This is a genomic window from Yersinia aldovae ATCC 35236 (assembly GCF_000173735.1).
GTDB classification, from domain to species: Bacteria; Pseudomonadota; Gammaproteobacteria; order Enterobacterales; family Enterobacteriaceae; genus Yersinia; species Yersinia aldovae.
This window is the reverse complement of record NZ_ACCB01000024.1, coordinates 1-17272: the sequence shown is the minus strand read 5'-3', so window position 1 is coordinate 17272 and position 17272 is coordinate 1. Positions and strand designations below refer to the sequence as shown.

Genomic DNA, 17272 nt, shown 5'->3' with positions numbered 1-17272 from the left:
GCCGTAATTAATTAACCTGCCGTTTTAAAGGCATGAATCGGGTTTGCTAAGGTGCCGGCAAACTTGAGATTCTTCTCCCGATCGTCGAGATCGATCATTTGCTGGTTATTGGCCATTTGCAGGCGATTCAGACAGGTGCGAACAAAGTCGGCTTTAAACAGATCGAATTGGTTATATTTATCGGCCAGTGCCGGATACTGGGCCTGATAGGCATAAATGCAGTCCGCTATCAATTTCCAGAATTGGTGTTCGGGCAGTCCCAGGTCTTTTTGTAGAATTGGCGTGAGATAACGGAAGAAACAGTCAAAAATATCCAGAAAAATATAATTGATCTTCATATCGTCCTCGATAGTGACATGCAGATCTTTAATCTCCTCGGGCAGTATTATATCGCCGTTAAGAATGGCAATTTCTTCTCCGATATCTTTCATTAACACATGTACTGGAACGTTATTCTCCAGTACCAACATCAGGTTTTCCCCGTGAGGCATAAAGACCAGATCGTAGGTGAAGAAGGCGTGCAATAATGGAGAAAGATAGGCATCCAGATATTGTGCAATCCATTTATCTGTGGCTAAACCAGAAGAATGAACTAATGCGGCCACGACCGAGTTACCGGTATTATCTCGGTGCAACAGAGAGGCCATGGTCATTAAACGCTGATGGTTGGCGAGTAAGGGAATTGGGCTTTCTCGCCATAGCGCTGAAAGCATTTTCTTATGCGGATTGTCTTTAATCAGCGCGGTTTCAAAATAATCATTGAAATAGCCCATTGCTGCGCGTTCCCGCAGTATGGTGAATTTTTTCTGTTGAAAGAATGGGTCTTGGGAAACCAGCGTTGCCAGCCATTCATTCACTCGCGGCGTGGTGGTCATACTGTGTGGGGAAAGCCCACGCATAAAGCCCATATTCAGAATCGACAGCGCCGTTTTAACGTTAATTTTTTTGCGGATTAGAGATATTAAAAAATGTGCGAATTGACTGTTGAGCTAGGTAGCTATCCTGCCCTTGACCCAGATAAACAATGTCATTGCGTGCTATATCGGCGGCAAAGCTAGTGGCAATTCTTTCGTACCATTGCCACGGATGCAATGGCATAAAGAAATAGTCGTTAGCGTTCAGGCCACGAGAAGTTAACTGACGGAGGAAATCTTCTGTCTGGTAATTCCCCAGTTCTTCCTGCATTAACTGCTGATAACTGAGACCAGTTAAGCTGGCAAAAACGGTTTTATTTTTGTGTACCGCAATCCAGATAAGTTTGATCGAATGAGCACTTTCCGGCGCAAAGTGAGCATAATCTGCAATATCAAACCCAATGCGACCATTATTAGCAATAAAAACCGGATGCCCTTCGCTCATCGCTGTTTCTACGCTTTGGTAGTCTGCCTGAGTCAACTGTGTCGAACTCAGATTATTATGGTGATATTTAAATGCGTGACCATAAAGAGTGCTGGAGATCTCATCTAAATAGAGTGGCAGCATCTTTTCGGAAATACAAAGCAGGCTATTTAATTCAATGATAAGTTGTAACGCATCCAGCGGTTGCTGTTTACCCTCCACGGTTTTGATTAACGTATCTGTTTCAATATCCAGATGATCTAGCTGATAAGGGTAGGCACTGAAGCGATATTCTATTTTGTTGTGATTGGAACTAACGCTGTCGGGACAAAAACTATAGCGAAAAAGGCCATTCGCCTGCGTTTCCAGACGGGTTGGTGTGATCAATTTCTCATGGCTTAATTCACGCAGTATTTTCCCAACTAAATGGGTATTCGCACGAGACCAGTTCTCGCCATTAAGATGTTGGATATAGTTATCATTGAATTTCCGCATTGAAGCCATCTCTATAGTGTCCCTATTGAAGAGTAGAATTCCAGCGAATAATAAGCCCAGATATACCTGAGGGATTAATATCCATGCTCTAGGTATTCCTATTTGTCATTTGGCTAACGTTAAAAGAAAAACGATTATTATTCCGTCCAAGGCGGGATATATATAGCATTATAAATTTTTTGATGCAAATAATTATCATTTCGATATTGATAATTACCCTTATTGGCTTGTGTTGAATATGTATTTGAATATTATGTATTTTATGTGTTTTATTTCATCTGACTGTTGCATGTCAAACTGACTTGAGGACTGTTTTAGCATGTTTCCAGTAAAATCTGATCAGCCATTTTCCAGATATATATCCAGTTAAAATGTTATGATATAAGTGGTAATGACTCCAATTAGTAGAACATATACTTTTCGATAAAGGCACCCTAGTTTTGGTAGTGCGTCCAATTAGTTGGATTTGATGCATAATATAGGCTTTTGAGGTGTGCTCATGGCCAGCGTTAATGTTCATTGTTTCCGTAGTGATGATTCTGTCGCATTAGCGTAGGCAACCAACAGATAAAATTGTTCCACCGGTGACAATGCGGATCCAGTTGGGTGAGCAAGCTGCCTTTTGCGTATCATGTGGATCAGCTCGATGCTGGCCAGGAGCGTCTGTGTCCGCCGAAACGGTTTGAACCCCAGCATCGGTCGCGTCCGTCGTTTGATATTCCGGTGACCTTGCGCAACCAAATTATTCAGATATTTGTTCTGCCTGATGGTGATGATTTCTTCATCGGGTTTGTCGGTGTTGAGTGTAGTCAGCGCTGCTCTGTTGGCACCACTTTTATCGATAGTGACCACTTCAGGTTTGCCGTGGTGTCGAATGGCTTTGCGAAAGAAGCGTAATGCCGCTGTAGCATCCCGTTTGGTGGTCAGCAAAAAGTCGATGGTTTGGCCTGAAGTATCCACCGCGCGGTAGAGATATTTCCACTGGTCTTTGATTTTGATGCAGGTTTCATCCATTCGCCACCGCCGACCTACTGTGCGCTTGTGTCGGCGAAAAGCCTTATCCAGCAAGGGAACCAGACGGATAACCCAACGATGCAGCGTTGAATGGTCAACGACAATCCCGCGCTCTGCCATTATCTCTTCCAGGTTGCGTAAACTCAGTGAATAGGTGAGATACCAGTGAACACTCTGGGCAATAATATCGACGGGATAATGCAGACGCTTAAAGGCTTTTCGGATAAGAGACAGAGGTAGGCAACATCAAAAAACAGCATGTTATCTTCCTGCACCTTAATGCGACAAAGCCCCATTCTTCCGGCATACCCCGGCATACCCCGGCAAAGCGGGGAGTTACTAGATTTAATTACAGCCAGCCGAATAATCCTCAGATATCAGAAACGCCAGGCGACTGAAAGATTACCCGCGACCGAGTCATAGCCAGAACGAAATACGTCGCTTTCAATCCCGATGCCCAGCTCGACATCGGTGTTGATTTTATAGCTCATTCCAGCCTTAATCCCCAGTGAGTCACGTCCAGATACCTTATTCTTGGCACTAAACCCTGTGCTACGGTAGTTGGCAAAAGAGGCTTGTTGCATCACATCGCCATCCAGCAGTTCATGATCCCAAGTAATCTGCAGATCGGCTGCGATTGCAGCCCCTGAAGCGAGCGGTAAAATCCAGTGACCATTCCCCCCGATACTCGATCGCAAAGAATCGAAGGTCTCCGAGCCTAGCATCAGCCGGCTACCTTCATTGCCGCTTTCCGTCACGCCTGGGCGATGTAATGTGGTGTAATTTAATGAAGCTACCGGCCCGGCGCTCGCATTATCATTCAGCGCCCAACGATAGCCCCCGCCGGCCATAAGGGAGCCTGTCAATCCAGTCCAACTGGCATGGTGGCTTGCTCCATAGGTTTCGACATGAATGCTTCGATCCAGCCAGCTGTCTTCAATGCCGAATCGACCATTGCCGAATAAATACATCCCTTCGGGCCTTTCAACACCATAACGCGCCTGGATGCCCAGATTGAAAGCGGTGGTTTTCCCATTTGCGGTTTCTGGTGATTTCACCGTCACCGATTGGCCGCTGACTGCACCATGAAGGCCATAAACCCAGTTGCGGTCCTGCTCGTTTTGTTTTTCGGCGCCAAACACCATGCCATAACTGCGAGCGTCGTACCCTACACTGCCACCCTGGCGCTGTTGCCAGAAGCTGCCGCCAAAGGGGATGGCAAAGCTGTGCCATTCGCCTTCCGCCAACGGTGTCGGCGTAGCGACAGGATTAGGCCCACTGATGATCCGCGTTATCTGCTGTTCACGATTAAGGGAACTGCCGAACATGGCGCTGTAAGCTGCTGGGGAAAGTTGCTGCAAGACATTGCTGATACTCCCGCCATCGGCGGATGAGAAATCCAGCGTACGATACAACGGCTGTATATCCGAATCGGCTATCGACACAATTTTATCCAACGCCTGACCCACCTGCCGCGCATTGTCATTCGGCGCATACTGGCTGTAAGCGTTAGAGGCGCGCAGCATCGAGAGCTGCCAGCCCTCCTCTCCCAAAGACGTTGTCTGTAGCGTCAACGTGGGTGAGCGGAGCAAGCTGTTCACCACACTGAATTCACCGCTGTGCGAGGCGGTTTTTAGCAAATCTTGCGAATCCAGTCGCCAGTTTGCCGCATACCAATCCGACTGTGGCACAAACGTCAGTTGGCCGTTGAATTGTGCGTGACCGTCAACCACCAGGGTGTCATGCCCACCGCGCCCATCGACTTCCAACAACAACTGCCCGTTATCGCTCTGTTGATAAGCGCCTGTTACATTGATTTTCCCGAGTGAATTGCCCGGCGCGAGAATGCCGTCATTTACAAAGCGACCTTCCTGATTGAGGGTGTAGCCGCCGTTGCCGGATAATGTGGCCCCGGGAGCGATATACATGCTGTAAATCTGATGTTCGCCGTTAAGTGAGGTCTTCCCCCCGCGAGCGCTCAACGCCAGATTATTGATACCTTCAATATTCCCGCGGTAATTCAAGCTGAAATTGGGGTCCGACTGATCCGTCGCCAGCCCTTGCGCATTGGCCATCCGCCCGAAAGAAAGCTGCGTCAATCGCTGCTGGCCATAGGCATCCCGCTGGTTATAATCCGAGTAAATATCACCTTCCAGTCGGGCACCATTTAATATATTGATATTGCCGACCAGTGCATTTGGCGATATATAAATCGCCGCGCCTTTACCGGCAACCCGCCCGCTAATATCGGCATTATCTACCAGGGCACCCTGCAACTCGGGTAATAATGCGGCGACATACCAGCCCACAGTATGGATCCAGGAGCCACGATAGTCCGCCTTATTACCTAAGAGGTTATTGCCAAAATCAAAGCTGATGGCGACGCCATTGGCTCCCAGTGCCTGAATATCGCCGCGCTGAATAAGGTTATGCTGTTTGCCGTAAGCAAAAATGATACCACGGCCATTAAGCCCATCGGCGTAAACGCGTGTTCCTGGTTCTATGTTCAGCGTGTTATTTTGCCCATCAATACGGATACCGGCACCGCCAGCCCCTTGCGTCAACAGATCCGCTTGCTGAAAAATGCGGTTATTGCTGCCATAAACATGCAGCCCTAGCCCTAGCATCGCGGTATTATATTGGCCCGCCAGATAGCCATCGCCCTGCTGATTACGCAAAAAGTAGCCATTTCGGTTAGTAAGCGTTTGTCCATCGCCATATAGCGAAAAACCGAAGAAGTTACGTCGGTCAATCTGATACCCCATGTCCTGCAGCAAAGCCAGTTCCGCTTCCATAAAAGTTGTGTAATTGCGGTAGTTCTGGTGGCTCATCATGCTGTTCTTCAACTCGATATGGCTCATATAGTTATTATCGACCGAGCCATCGTCCACCAACGTTTTCACCGGTACGCCAGGCATGGCACCAGCGAGTACTTCATCTACGTATCTACCGGTGAAATAGCCTTTATCTAACCGTACATCAAAGCCTTGCGGATCCCATGGGTTACTGCATCCATGACACAGTATTACCTGCCCTGGTCGGGCCGGATTGCCGTGATCATCCCGTAGATGGCTGGCCCAGGAACCGAAAGGCTGAGTATCGAAGACCGGGGTGAATGTATCCCTCACATGCGGATCGGAAACCATATTGGAGATGCCCAAGCCATGGGCCAGTTCATGAACAGCGACGCTGACCAGATCCACCCTTCCAGTGCGTGGCGATTGCGCAGGAACATAGGGAACGTCGTCAAAATCCAGTTTCCCCATGATGAACTGGGCATGAGAACCGAAGGCCAACTCTCCGGAATCAATGCCGTTCAAAGCCCCCTGCAACTGCGTCAGGCTGATAATGCCATTGGATACTGAATCGCTGGATCCCGCGGCATTATCATCATCAAACGTACCGACATTGATAATGGAGGGCAATTGCCCTAGCTTGGGGGTGATAACTTCAGCCCAGTAACGCATAGCATCGAGTATTTTTTCTTTTTTTTTGCTGATCCAGATTCCAGGTTGACTCAGAAGGTTGTGGCCAATCCGGCATAAACGGGCCGTCGCCAACATTAAAGAAACTCACCTGAAATACAGCAATATTTTGCGGGTTATAGACCAGATAACTTTCTCCGGCATACGAATTATTACTGGCTAATAAACCGGTTAATGCAGCTGTCATGAAAAGCTTTTTCATATCAATACATCCTTGTGCGACAAAAGAAGGAATAATTTCCTACGTCAATATAACGTCACATCTGACCTCAATGAATCATAAACAAATCTGATGATTATCTATGTGATATCTGAATAAACCAAGGGCTGTCATCACAATATGTCAGCTCAGATAAAAAAGTTGATTGAGTCTCCTAACCATCAAGCCGATTTTTATCAGTGAACACGAGACTGGTAGTAACAGAACCTTGGGAGGAGGCTGTGGGCAACATACTTTTCGAAGGCACAACCTGGATGCTAGATCAGAAGCCTGATGATTCTTGCGCTATGAGTTTTGGCGGTTCCTGTATCGCCCCTGAGTAAAGAAACCAGCCAGCCTCTTTCATTTAAAAAGTGATAAGCGTGACAACGTTTTCGGCAGTTACGGCATTGAACCCCATAATTGCAGTAAGCGTTGAGTAATATTCATTAAGACTGGGTTTAAGTTTTATCCCGTAATCTGGTTGCGGGATAAATCACCCGTTGTTCATAAAGGAGTTTGTAATGAAAAAATTATATACGGTTCTTCTTTCTTCGCTTGTTTTACTTTCATTTTCTGCCGTAGCAGCAGAAGATTTACATAATAAACTAATCATCCAGGCCATTCCCTCCTCAGAAGGTACGGTGGTGGTTGAAGGGCAGCCGAAGTATGAAAAAACATTTAAAGTTGTTGTATATAATGGAATGAAACAGCCAATTGAATTAACCGGTTTTGTCGGCTGCTATAAAGCGTTCGATGAAAAAGGCAAAGAGTTTAATGAGCGGACGGTTCAAGCTGACCTACTGGGAACGCTAAAGGAAGGCGTGAAAGAGGGTAAAGTCTCGTTCGTCAGTGACGATGACTCTGTCTATAACGCCAAATTCGTAAAATGGACTTCGCAGTGCCCACATCTGGCTAAGCGCCCGCAATAAGGGGTTCTGAACCCAAACCGGCGGAATTTATCCGACTTAAAGCCAGTTACCACAGTTCAATAAGTTGGTAGCCCAGATAATATTGAAAACCACCGTTGGTTGCAGTGGTTTTTCTTTCCAGCGCAGGCTATGTGTAGTAACCCGCGTTTATAAATCATCCGACCTGCATTTACCCCTGATTTTCAGCCCGCATTAGACGTTCATCACCCTGTTTTCTGTTCGACAGTTTATACTGTAACCAGTCGTAGTAAGATAGCATGAAAAACCGTGGGGCAGTCACCAAATGAGTCGCCCACTGGGGCTAGAATAACCTGCATTCATAACAATCCCCGTTATCCAACTATGAAGTTCTACGTCATCAAAATCGCTGCTGATACGTTGCAGACCGCGCTTCAGTTCATTTTCCAGATCGTGCAGGGCTGGGGTGATGACTACCTTCATCAGTTTCATATTTACGGCAAAGATTACTGTATCTCTTACGACGGTGGAATTGGCTTTCCGGATAACCTGTTCAGGATCGTGATTGATGATTTTAGTTTTAATGTCGGCGATCGCTTTACCTACGAATACAACTTCTTTGAGCACTGGCTTCATGACGTTCGTGTTGAGGCTATTCATGAAGACTCAACGCTGAAAGCACTATTTTGTATTAGCGGTCATGGCTTGTGCCCGGAGCAACCCCCGAGGATGAAGCAGATAAGACGTGGGTGTTTCTGGAGGCCATCGTTAATGCGAATGATGCAATAACGGTCGGTGATATCCGGGTTTTTATTGATGGCCTGGATGCAGTCCGGTTCAACCGCAACAAAATTAATAAGCAGCTGAGCAAACTCAATCTCGAATCACCAGCGTTGGAACCGGAAGTGATCTGGCTGGATCGCCGTCGTTGACTGATGTCTATAAAGGTATACATCTTCATAATCGAGGACTAATTGTGCGGCTTCAAGTTTGAATTCTGGGCTGAAATTACGTTTGTTACTTCTGGTCATTGTGTCCCCTGTTTTGACTATGAGGCGATGATATCACCTCTATTCAGGTGGCCAAATTTAGTGTGCCACTACATCCACTTCATTACTTCCTTTTATAACGACACTAAGTTGTGCAGTAATAACCTTCGAATAAATTAAAATAAACATTTTTGTAAATAAGTTGTGGCGAATTTCATAAAGATAAAATAAATAATTCAGTCTGGATCTCAAATGTTTTTGAATGATAGAAACATAGCTTCCATAGTTCGATACAAAACTGTTAGATATTAATAATAAAAAAATTGCGTCCCTTCAGTGTAGCGACGCAACTTTCTTGTCACTCAGGAGATAAAAATTTAAATGGTTTGAATTTTTAAAATCAGCAGATACTTCGCCGGTAAATATTTCGCCATGCTCAATGGTAAGCTTTTTAACCTCTGCCCCGATAGCAAGGTTTAGCTTCTTAAGATCGACCCAAAATGTATTCGGTCTTGTCGCCGAGTCGAAGTAGTACATTAGATTTTTTTGATCTGCAACAGTACGCCATATCGTAGATGAAATATTAGGTTGGTCTGGTGTTGTTATTCCGAGAGGAACACTTACCGCGCGTTGAACACTTAATACGCCAGCAACCGCCTGATAACTAAACGATTGATTAGGTACTCCTTTGATGTAGTTGTTATCACGTTTTTTCGGTATTGCGTTAATGAGAAATGAAGCTCTAGCATACCGATCAGCTGCGCGATTTGTTCCGGGTAAGAATGTTAGACCACCTATTTCCGTCCAGTACTTATTCAATGCTAGCTGTTCATCGTAGGTTGGTGAATTGGTCATTACTGTATACTGCTTACCATGGTGTATCACTAGCTTACCGTTGATATACTCAAAAATAGCAGAATCACCAGACCGATCTGAAATAGATAAATGCAGTGAAGCCTTGGAGCCATTAGGCAGTGTCGGAGCAACAATCTTAAAGGGTTCTTTGCGCAAAGCGTCTACAGCATCTGTAACTGTCGCAAAATTGTCTAATACATACTGTGGCCATACCGAGATTGACATGAGCATTGGCGCATCTTTTGTTTCACCGTAGTCAGCTTCTGCCAAGTAAAGTAAATTGGCGACTAAGCCTTTTTCGTTCATTCCATCAGTTGTGCCTGCATCATACCCTGATACGCCGACACTTCCATATTTTGCTATCCACTTGATGGAGTGTTCACCCGCGGCACCGTCTCGATGTATGCCAGCTGGAAACACCCATATATTAGAGGACATATCCTCTTTCCAATCCATATTTCGTCCAGTAATGACAGTATTATCCTCACCGACATAAAGGGTACGTGTACAAGCTGACGAATTTATCGAAATTGAGAAGATGCACCCACATATGATAGAACTAATAATGTTTTTTTTCATATACAACCCCATTTATTTGGAACTTTTTATTTAATAAAATATCATCATCAGTGATGAAGTATTCTTTACTTTGCACTCATGTTTTTATTTGGGTATCGATACAATGAGATTTTCCTTGCATTAAATATGACTAATATGTGTTGACGTTATACAATATAGCTCATCTGAATATATCCTAAAAATGAGACATACATAGAAAGTTATAAGTAAATTGCTATCTGTGAGCATATAATGCAATCCATTATAGTAGGAAAGATTAAGAGTGAGATATGAAAGTTATTGCATTGATCGGTGTCCCATTGTTGTGTTTATGTTCCATTTCCCTTACTGCAAAAGCCGAACTTGTTGTTAACAAAGGGGGTATTGATGGATTTAGTGTACAAAAGCCCTATATTACAAGACCACATATATCAGGACCCAGTGTGAAAGTCGGTATCAACGGCGTTAAAGTGGAAAAGTCTCACATTGAGAAGCCAGGTATCCATAAAGCTAAAGTACGGAAACCTCATGTCAGTACACCTTCAATGACTATAAAACCTTAACTCACAAATAACTGTCTTATCTGAGCATTTGCATACAATTTTGCGAGGCTATAGGGACGCAGTAGAGTGTGTGATGCTGGAGGGTGGGAGCTTGTCCGTAATTCTGTGTAACGGCCAGCGTATTAAAGGTGATCGTTGAGACGGTCACCGAACTCGATAATAAAACGGCTCATTGCCAACCGCCTGTCCTGGATCGGCATATTCCTTTTTTTGAAGCATCCTTGACCGCCAGATAAATAACTTTTCGCACCGAGTCGTCTGTCGGGAACGCTTTGCACTTTTTGATAGCCGCACGGATCACGCTGTTCAGCGATTCGATGGCCGTTAAATATTGTGCAAAAGTAGACCAAGGGATCGGGGAGTTATGGTGTAAAAGTGCACCGCCCTGATTATTGATAAACTCTCCGTTTTTACGGAGATTTCCTTGGATGCTGTGCATGCAAACCATACTTAAAGTCAGAAGGCTTTCTCTTAAACAGGGGCTTTCTCAGAGAGCCATACCCTGAGCCGAGTCTTGTCTGGTCGCACCTTCTGTCACCAACTGGGCCTTATTGTTAAACATAAGCTCAATAATACTCCGATAGTTAATCACCGAATTGAAGTATGTGACTATATTGTTGTTGGACTAATAGAAATCCCCAATGACTAGGAGTCGTTAACCATGAAAAAATACACGTTATTATTGTTGCCTTTGTGTCTGATGTTTTCCTCACTTTCTTATGCGGGCACAGTACATGTCTGTATTAAAGACAAGGTGACAAGTCAAACATATTGTGGCCCTATAGATGATGGAGAGTGGGGGGGAGAGGGATAACAGGGTTTTGTCGCATTAACAGATCGAGGTCGACAAAATAGCACTATCTACTTTTCAAGCTGCCAACAGATAAAATTGTTCTGCTGGTGACAATCCGTCGCCAGCAGAATGATGAAGTTGTCCTTTGCGTATCCCAAAGCCAGTGTTGCCGGGATTTGCTACCAACGAAACTGTGTCACTCAGGACCTCGATTGACATTTGATTTTAAATACCCAGTTGATAAAGGAATTCGACTCCCAAGGGATCGCCGTCCGGTTTATTGACGACGGGATAAGCACCGACGGTGAAATGGGAAAAATGGTGGTCACCATCCTGTCAGCTGTGGCGCAGGCTGAACGCACGAGGATTCTGGAACGCACGAATGAGGGGAGACAGGAAGCTAAGCTGAAAGGCATCAAATTTGGTCGTAGGCGCACTGTGGACAGAAGCGTCGTACTGACGCTTCACAGGAAAGGCTGTGGGGCAACAGAAATTGCCCGCCAGCTTAACATTGCCCGCTCCACGGTTTATAAAATTCTGGAAGATGGAAAGTTAGCTTAATTAGATCTTAATTTATAGATTAACATCTTGATAAAAAGGGTTTTAAATATCAAATGAAACTTTTCCAGAAGATGCGTGCGGAGCCACATTTAGCAGCTGAATCAGCTAATTACAGCGAGTCAGGTGGCCAAATTCAGTATTCTTCCTCAGTTGAAAACAGAAAGAATTTTTGTAAGATGTGAGTATATTATTACGGGGTTTTCTTGGTATGTATATTTTTTGAAAAATTTGAATTTAGGATGAGATAAATAATGAAGGTTAATGATCATAGTCCTGCATTTCTATTTAGAAAAATTGAGCAGACTTCTGAAGCTTCTGCAAACCAAATCGGTGATGTTGGCTTGGTTGTAAATGATTTTAACTTGCATAACAAGCCGATTCTTGTTGTATCTTTCACTGGAAAAATTGATGCATTTAATTTTAATTTTGAGCACATTGAAAATGATAATCTTGAACGGAGATGTCGACTCTTTTCAGGGGATGAAAAAGGGTGCCAGAACTTTTCTGGTTCAGTTATTTTCCCTTCGTGTAACGACAAATTGTTCGGAACAGACCTTTCTCCAAGAAACAATCACAACATAAAGGCATATATTGCTGATCTTTCAGAGCAGTTGAATACATGTACAGATAAATATGAGATTGAAGAGTTGCAAGAAATGATAGATGTTGGCAACCAACATATTAGCTCCATGAAGCTAAGCAAATTATCCTTTGGGTGTATTATTAATCCTGAGTTAATTGATATCCAAAACTCGTTTCCAAGCATGCATAATACAATAAACCACTCTCATAGGGAAGTTCATGATATTTCAAACAAGGCATATACTAAAGGTATTACAGAGAATGTCCTGTTTAGAGATAAACATTTTAAGATTGGCAGTGAAGGTGAATTTTTAAAAAGAGAACGAGGGCAGGATGACCTTGATGCCGTTAAAAAACACATTGAAAAGGGAAGATTGGCAGACCAAGCACATATAAATAGTTCTATTACTTACAATCCAAATTTAAGTGAGATTTTGTTTTTGCCAAAAAATAATTATAACTCTTCTGCTTTAGCTATGTATGTTGATTTTTCAAGTGGTTTTGAAAAATGCTCAAAAAGTGATATCAATAGGTATCTTTTTGAAAACTCAAACGCACTATTGGAACTTTCAGGTAGAGCAAATGGGAAGCCGATGTGCGTTATTTTTAATAATGAATACGGTTATAGAGAAATGGCTGAACTATCTATTAAAGATGGTTCTGTCGCATTAGCGCAAACATCCCAGCTAATCTGACGCCGGAGGAGTACCGACTGATGACTGAAAGTATTTCAGCACAAACAATGAATTATCTTCTTAGCGTACGTTTTCGTTCCGTTGGCCCTCAAACCCCTAAACATGATAAAGAAGCGCCAGCAGCGCTATCTTCTTGATGTTTTGCGCCGCTGCCGCCAACAGGCATTGCATCTGCACTTTCATCAACCCTCGGAACCGGGCATACCTGTGACCATGGTGCTGTTTCGCATCCGCGAAGCTTCTTTCCACCGTTTCCTTGCGCCGCGCATAGACCTTCTTGCCCCATTTCGTCAGCCGCAACCTGTTGGCTTCTTCTTTCGACGCTTCCCATACGTGCCGCGTGATTGTTTTCTGCGCCCAGCGGTTCTGCGTGCATTGCCCTCTCTGCTCGCACCGCTGACACACGCCCGGGTCTGAACGGTAATGCCGATAACCGTTGCGGTCCGTGGTGCCGTATATCAGTAGTTCCTCCGCCGGACACACATACACATCACGCCCCTCGTCATACCTGAAGTGCTTTTTCTGGAAGTCATTCTGGCCTTTGTGTGGCCTGCGATAGCCGGGAACCAACGCGATACCCCTCTCCTGCGTCAGGTGGCAGACCGCCGGGGTGAAGTAGCCTGCATCCACGCCCACCGCGACCGTATCAAGGTTGAACCGCGCCAGCCTGCCGATGAACGGCTGGCTGTCATGCACATTACCCGGCGTGACATGGGTATCCATTATGATGCCGTATTTCCCATCCACCGTGCGATGGTCTAGGTAAAAGAAGCCTTTCGGTTTGTTATCCCGGTGCATGAAGCCACTTTCCGGGTCGGTGGTGCTGACCTTGGTATTCTTAACGGCGGTGGCGTTTTCGGCTGTCTTTTTTACCGCGGGCAGCGGCTTTGTTTCGTGTTTCTTTCTGTCAGCCTCCACCGCAGCATTAAGCTGCTCCAGATATTCACTGACGCTGACCGGGTGTTCTTCATTCACCGCCTTGCGCGGGTTGGCATCGGCTTTCAGGTGGGTGCTGTCGGTGTAGAGAACCCGCCCGTTAGCCATACTGCGGCTGAGAGCCTGCTCTACAATGTGGTCAAAAATCTGCTGGAAGACATCGCTGTTATTGGGGTCAGCTTGGATATCGAAAATTATTGTACGTTAAGGCCAAATTTCAACCATAAATCGGTTATGCATACCACTTACTGAATTAGTCATAAAGATGGTTTTGAGGTGCATTTTTGAGCTTGGCGTACGCTGTTTGCCATTTCTTCTCTGCTTATTTATGGCATCTCTCGTAATAGCTGACCATCAGCGCTTTATCTGTACTCATTACCGTAAAATTTGGTTTTTCGCCTTTACATACAATGTCGCACGATTTCACATCATGAATTCCGTTAAAATGCATGAGCAGTGACCTTGTGTCACTGCAAAGACTCGTCAGCGCTGGTTGTGTCTGTCCGCCCCTCCGAACGTGAAGATATAAGGTGCACCATGATACAGTTGGATCTGATTTGCATCCTGTAAATTATCATCGATAGCCAACCCGGGGAAATCATGTTGTTGGATCAGACCGTATTCTATGTTAGACACAACCGCATACTCTGTGAAATCAGGACTCACCTCATATTTATCGCTGATCATATCTAGCCTTTCGAAGAAAGCCCCCTCATTACTTTCATGCCGCGTTGCCGCCTGGCGAAGGGCATTCAGGTTGCGTGCCCTAAGATGAGCTTCACGGTCTGGATCTGCGTATCCTATGAAGTCGGGAATAGGCCATCCCAGCTCTTGAGCTACACGACGCGCGAGAATCTCAGTGGGTCCTAGCTCTATATTACTATCTCTGGATGGATCGCTGGCTCCTGTAACATGATGAATGATCTCGTGAATCAGCCCTTCCTGCCACGATGGCATCTCGTAAGAGTCAGCATCTGGTGCCACACTAAAACTGACATAAGGTTCTTCGTGATCGTCTTCTCCCGCCTCGCAAATGGGGAAAACGGGTTCTTGCCCGACATCGTATTCATATAATTCGGTACACGTCAGTGATTGAATATCATCAACTTCGACGGGGGATTCTCCGTTGAGTTCGTATTCGTTTCTGTATTTAATGCAACCAAGGTGCACTTCATTATTATGAATGCCATAGCTTACGGCTTCACGAAAGGTCTGTGATCGGCTCAAAGCATCAAGTACAGTGTTACCGATCATATCGGCCGTATGCTGATCTATGAGCCTGCTAAGGCTGTCATGGACGGCGTGAATGACATTTTCGTATAGGTTGCCTAAATCGGCGGTAGAAAATGGTATTCGCTTGCCTATATCCAACACGTAATCCGCATAGGCATTGTCCGAATGATTAGGGGCAACGGCAGCAGAGTATCCTTCTTGAGCGGAAAAGTTGAAGCTGGGCTGGAGAGAGGTAATTTTCATGTTGATACCCAATATGATTTTGTACATTTCAGTGTCGCCAACTCGCGAGTACCAGGATTGATTTATCCAGTTCCTTCGAGAATAGGAGCCATTTTTTGCCCTGGTTTCTGGTATCTTGGGCGATGACAGACAGCATGTTCTGCCCAGAACATATTTTTATCTCGGCTGAAATAGTTTTCTATCAGGAAAACACATTTTCTCTATAGATCGCCTGAATGGGGCGTTTGAATTCAACCGGTTCATTCACAGTATTTATACGCTGCGTTACCTGCGCGATCCTCAAATAGAGCGTAATTCCCATCTTTCTCAAAACCGTGTCGAATCTTATCACCAGCTCCGTTCGGCTATAGCCAAAATCGGCGGCAGGAAAGAGCTAACGGGGCGTACCGATATTGAAATCGAGATCAGCAACCAGTGTGGCCGCCTGGTTGCCAACGGTATCATTTCATGTCACTAATGCGACAGAGCCGCTATTCCTTACGGTACCGGAATTCGTCAGGTAGGTCAGCGCCACTCAAGTTAGCTCCGTTCAGATTAGCGCCACTCAAGTTAGCTCCGTTCAGATTAGCACCACTCAAGTCAGCTCCGTTCAGATTAGCACCACTCAAGTCAGCTCCGTTCAGGTCAGCACATGCTAACTTAGCAAAACAAAGATTACCCCCAGACAAATAGGTATCTGAGAGGGTTGACCCACTCAGGTCAGCGCCAGAAAGATTAGCATTCTTCAGATTAGCTCCAGACAGGTCAGCAGCCGAGAGGTCAAGGCCACTCAAGTCAGCATTACTCAAGTAACAACCACAGAGATTCATCTTTCTTTCCTCTGTTAACGGCACCAACTGGATTAAGTTAAACTCCTTCCTGAACTGTAGTACCTTGCACACGTTTACGTATGTGTATTTTGGGATATATTCGAGAGCAACATCATTCCCCCGACGGACTTCCAAAGTGACATCGCCCGTATAGTTATTCATTCCCGGCATAGTGAATGTCACTGTGCATCCGTTAATGTCATCCAGTATGAGTTTCTCTGGTGACGGCACGCCCTCGCTGGCAGACCTTGCCAGAGTGTTAGCCATAGATTCCATCAAATTCGCATACATTTTCTCATTATCTTTGCGAACGCCGCCGCAGGTAAAAAAGTTTATAATGTATTGAAGTATGCCACGTGGGGATGTGGCTTTATGCATGCTCGACAAGGTTCCGTAGCCAGCAATGGATGATGATATATAAGTAAGATTGTTTATGCTCGTCATGATGTTTTACCCATAAAGGCAGGAATAATTATCTATAATAAAATTATGCATGTTTGAAAAATGTAGGGTAATAAGCTTATCTTTTGTAGCGGCAGAATTTATGGCTCTGTCACATTAACAGCGACGGTTTGCCCGAAAACCTGGTATAGATTGCAATCTACTCAACCAGAAAATAAAACTGTTGCGCTGGGGACAGACCGTTCCCGCGTAGATGCTGAAGCTGTCCCTTGTTTAACAGGGCTTGTTGCAAATAATGAGAGTCGGTAATTTTACTCATTGATGGGTGGAATAATTAGGCTAAAACCGTCTCAATGTTAAAGAGCCGATTCATAAAGACGGATCTTTCCCGCACTCGACATTCAGGTTCGTCACGGCATAGCCAAATATCAAATTGACCTTTATTCAGTCGTCGCAATGTTTCAAATCCCTGAAGCGTTGACCAGGCTCGATTTGGCCGTTTGAACCCCCAGGCCGCTTTTACCAATTTTTTGATGGGTGCATGGTCAGACCCGATACGATTATTCAGGTATTTGACTTGCCGCTGCTTCGCATCATCCCGTAGCTTTCCTTCTTTCATCAAACGAGTAATT

Annotated in this window: 12 protein-coding genes and 6 pseudogenes; 7 read left to right on the top strand and 11 right to left on the bottom strand. The window is 45.0% G+C overall.

Going from position 1 to position 17272, the window contains the following annotated elements; genetic code table 11:
• Positions 1 to 11 precede the first annotated feature (11 nt).
• The 4 genes and pseudogenes from YALDO0001_RS22385 to YALDO0001_RS21965 form a co-directional block, all read right to left on the bottom strand.
• Positions 12 to 1842 (bottom strand): annotated as a pseudogene (locus YALDO0001_RS22385) (IucA/IucC family protein).
• 507 nt (positions 1843 to 2349) lie between these two features.
• Positions 2350 to 3081 (bottom strand): IS6 family transposase, encoded by a 732-nt coding sequence (locus YALDO0001_RS12100; RefSeq protein WP_049596219.1) that lies wholly within the window; start codon positions 3079 to 3081, stop codon positions 2350 to 2352.
• A 143-nt stretch (positions 3082 to 3224) separates the two neighbouring features.
• Positions 3225 to 6314 (bottom strand): autotransporter domain-containing protein, encoded by a 3090-nt coding sequence (locus YALDO0001_RS12095; protein WP_252830396.1) that lies wholly within the window; start codon positions 6312 to 6314, stop codon positions 3225 to 3227.
• Positions 6298 to 6534, bottom strand: a complete 237-nt coding sequence (locus YALDO0001_RS21965) for a hypothetical protein (RefSeq protein WP_252830395.1) — start codon at positions 6532 to 6534, stop codon at positions 6298 to 6300. Before YALDO0001_RS21965 ends, YALDO0001_RS12095 begins: the two co-directional genes overlap by 17 nt.
• 521 nt (positions 6535 to 7055) lie before the next feature.
• Between YALDO0001_RS21965 and YALDO0001_RS12090 the strand changes: the two genes are divergently transcribed.
• The 3 genes from YALDO0001_RS12090 to YALDO0001_RS21960 all read left to right on the top strand — a co-directional run bounded on the left by YALDO0001_RS12090 (position 7056) and on the right by YALDO0001_RS21960 (position 8353).
• On the top strand, positions 7056 to 7463 hold the full coding sequence (locus YALDO0001_RS12090; protein WP_004703553.1) for a DUF4354 family protein: 408 nt from the start codon (positions 7056 to 7058) through the stop codon (positions 7461 to 7463).
• Positions 7464 to 7805: 342 nt separating this feature from the next.
• Entirely contained in the window at positions 7806 to 8210 is a 405-nt protein-coding gene (locus YALDO0001_RS20220) for an IS1096 element passenger TnpR family protein (protein ID WP_004703551.1), read from the top strand.
• Complete coding sequence (locus tag YALDO0001_RS21960) at positions 8129 to 8353, top strand: hypothetical protein (protein WP_042839925.1); 225 nt, start codon at positions 8129 to 8131, stop codon at positions 8351 to 8353. The genes YALDO0001_RS20220 and YALDO0001_RS21960 overlap by 82 nt, the downstream gene beginning before the upstream one ends.
• Before the next feature lie 390 nt (positions 8354 to 8743).
• On the opposite strand, the gene YALDO0001_RS12075 is transcribed toward YALDO0001_RS21960, so the two are convergent.
• Positions 8744 to 9844: a linear amide C-N hydrolase gene (locus tag YALDO0001_RS12075; protein ID WP_084742738.1), complete on the bottom strand. Its 1101-nt coding sequence runs from the start codon at positions 9842 to 9844 to the stop codon at positions 8744 to 8746.
• Between the two features lie 269 nt (positions 9845 to 10113).
• Between YALDO0001_RS12075 and YALDO0001_RS12070 the strand changes: the two genes are divergently transcribed.
• Positions 10114 to 10386 (top strand): hypothetical protein, encoded by a 273-nt coding sequence (locus YALDO0001_RS12070; protein WP_042839923.1) that lies wholly within the window; start codon positions 10114 to 10116, stop codon positions 10384 to 10386.
• Between the two features lie 122 nt (positions 10387 to 10508).
• On the opposite strand, the pseudogene YALDO0001_RS20215 reads toward YALDO0001_RS12070, so the two are convergent.
• A pseudogene (locus YALDO0001_RS20215) lies at positions 10509 to 10708 on the bottom strand (IS256 family transposase); the annotation flags it as partial.
• Positions 10709 to 11254: 546 nt separating this feature from the next.
• A pseudogene (locus YALDO0001_RS21490) lies at positions 11255 to 11332 on the bottom strand (IS6 family transposase); the annotation flags it as partial.
• 81 nt (positions 11333 to 11413) lie between these two features.
• Here YALDO0001_RS21490 and YALDO0001_RS12060 point away from each other — a divergent pair.
• A pseudogene (locus YALDO0001_RS12060) lies at positions 11414 to 11740 on the top strand (recombinase family protein); the annotation flags it as partial.
• A gap of 251 nt (positions 11741 to 11991) precedes the next feature.
• Entirely contained in the window at positions 11992 to 13017 is a 1026-nt protein-coding gene (locus YALDO0001_RS12055; RefSeq protein WP_004703547.1) for a hypothetical protein, read from the top strand.
• Positions 13018 to 13113: 96 nt separating this feature from the next.
• On the opposite strand, the pseudogene YALDO0001_RS12050 reads toward YALDO0001_RS12055, so the two are convergent.
• Together YALDO0001_RS12050 and YALDO0001_RS12045 are read right to left on the bottom strand one after the other, a co-directional pair.
• Positions 13114 to 14124: pseudogene (locus YALDO0001_RS12050) on the bottom strand (IS1182 family transposase); the annotation flags it as partial.
• 312 nt (positions 14125 to 14436) lie between these two features.
• Positions 14437 to 15456, bottom strand: a complete 1020-nt coding sequence (locus YALDO0001_RS12045; protein WP_004703541.1) for a M85 family metallopeptidase — start codon at positions 15454 to 15456, stop codon at positions 14437 to 14439.
• Between the two features lie 196 nt (positions 15457 to 15652).
• On the opposite strand from YALDO0001_RS12045, the pseudogene YALDO0001_RS20210 reads away from it, so the two are divergent.
• Positions 15653 to 15874, top strand: a pseudogene (locus YALDO0001_RS20210) (Tn3 family transposase); the annotation flags it as partial.
• Positions 15875 to 15899: 25 nt separating this feature from the next.
• On the opposite strand, the gene YALDO0001_RS12040 reads toward YALDO0001_RS20210, so the two are convergent.
• Positions 15900 to 16616: a pentapeptide repeat-containing protein gene (locus tag YALDO0001_RS12040; RefSeq protein WP_049596222.1), complete on the bottom strand. Its 717-nt coding sequence runs from the start codon at positions 16614 to 16616 to the stop codon at positions 15900 to 15902.
• Positions 16617 to 16974: 358 nt separating this feature from the next.
• The coding region (locus tag YALDO0001_RS12035; RefSeq protein WP_042839921.1) for a DDE-type integrase/transposase/recombinase at positions 16975 to 17272 on the bottom strand (298 nt) is incomplete at its 5' end.

What these genes read in the sequence shown, in the direction of transcription:
- YALDO0001_RS12095 (WP_252830396.1), bottom strand. Translation starts at nt 6,314, where the DNA reads ATGCGTTACTGGGCTGAAGTTATCACCCCCAAGCTAGGGCAATTGCCC.
- YALDO0001_RS21965 (WP_252830395.1), bottom strand. Translation starts at nt 6,534, where the DNA reads ATGAAAAAGCTTTTCATGACAGCTGCATTAACCGGTTTATTAGCCAGT.
- YALDO0001_RS12090 (WP_004703553.1), top strand. Translation starts at nt 7,056, where the DNA reads ATGAAAAAATTATATACGGTTCTTCTTTCTTCGCTTGTTTTACTTTCA.
- YALDO0001_RS20220 (WP_004703551.1), top strand. Translation starts at nt 7,806, where the DNA reads ATGAAGTTCTACGTCATCAAAATCGCTGCTGATACGTTGCAGACCGCG.
- YALDO0001_RS12075 (WP_084742738.1), bottom strand. Translation starts at nt 9,844, where the DNA reads ATGAAAAAAAACATTATTAGTTCTATCATATGTGGGTGCATCTTCTCA.
- YALDO0001_RS12070 (WP_042839923.1), top strand. Translation starts at nt 10,114, where the DNA reads ATGAAAGTTATTGCATTGATCGGTGTCCCATTGTTGTGTTTATGTTCC.
- YALDO0001_RS12055 (WP_004703547.1), top strand. Translation starts at nt 11,992, where the DNA reads ATGAAGGTTAATGATCATAGTCCTGCATTTCTATTTAGAAAAATTGAG.
- YALDO0001_RS12045 (WP_004703541.1), bottom strand. Translation starts at nt 15,456, where the DNA reads ATGTACAAAATCATATTGGGTATCAACATGAAAATTACCTCTCTCCAG.
- YALDO0001_RS12040 (WP_049596222.1), bottom strand. Translation starts at nt 16,616, where the DNA reads ATGCATAAAGCCACATCCCCACGTGGCATACTTCAATACATTATAAAC.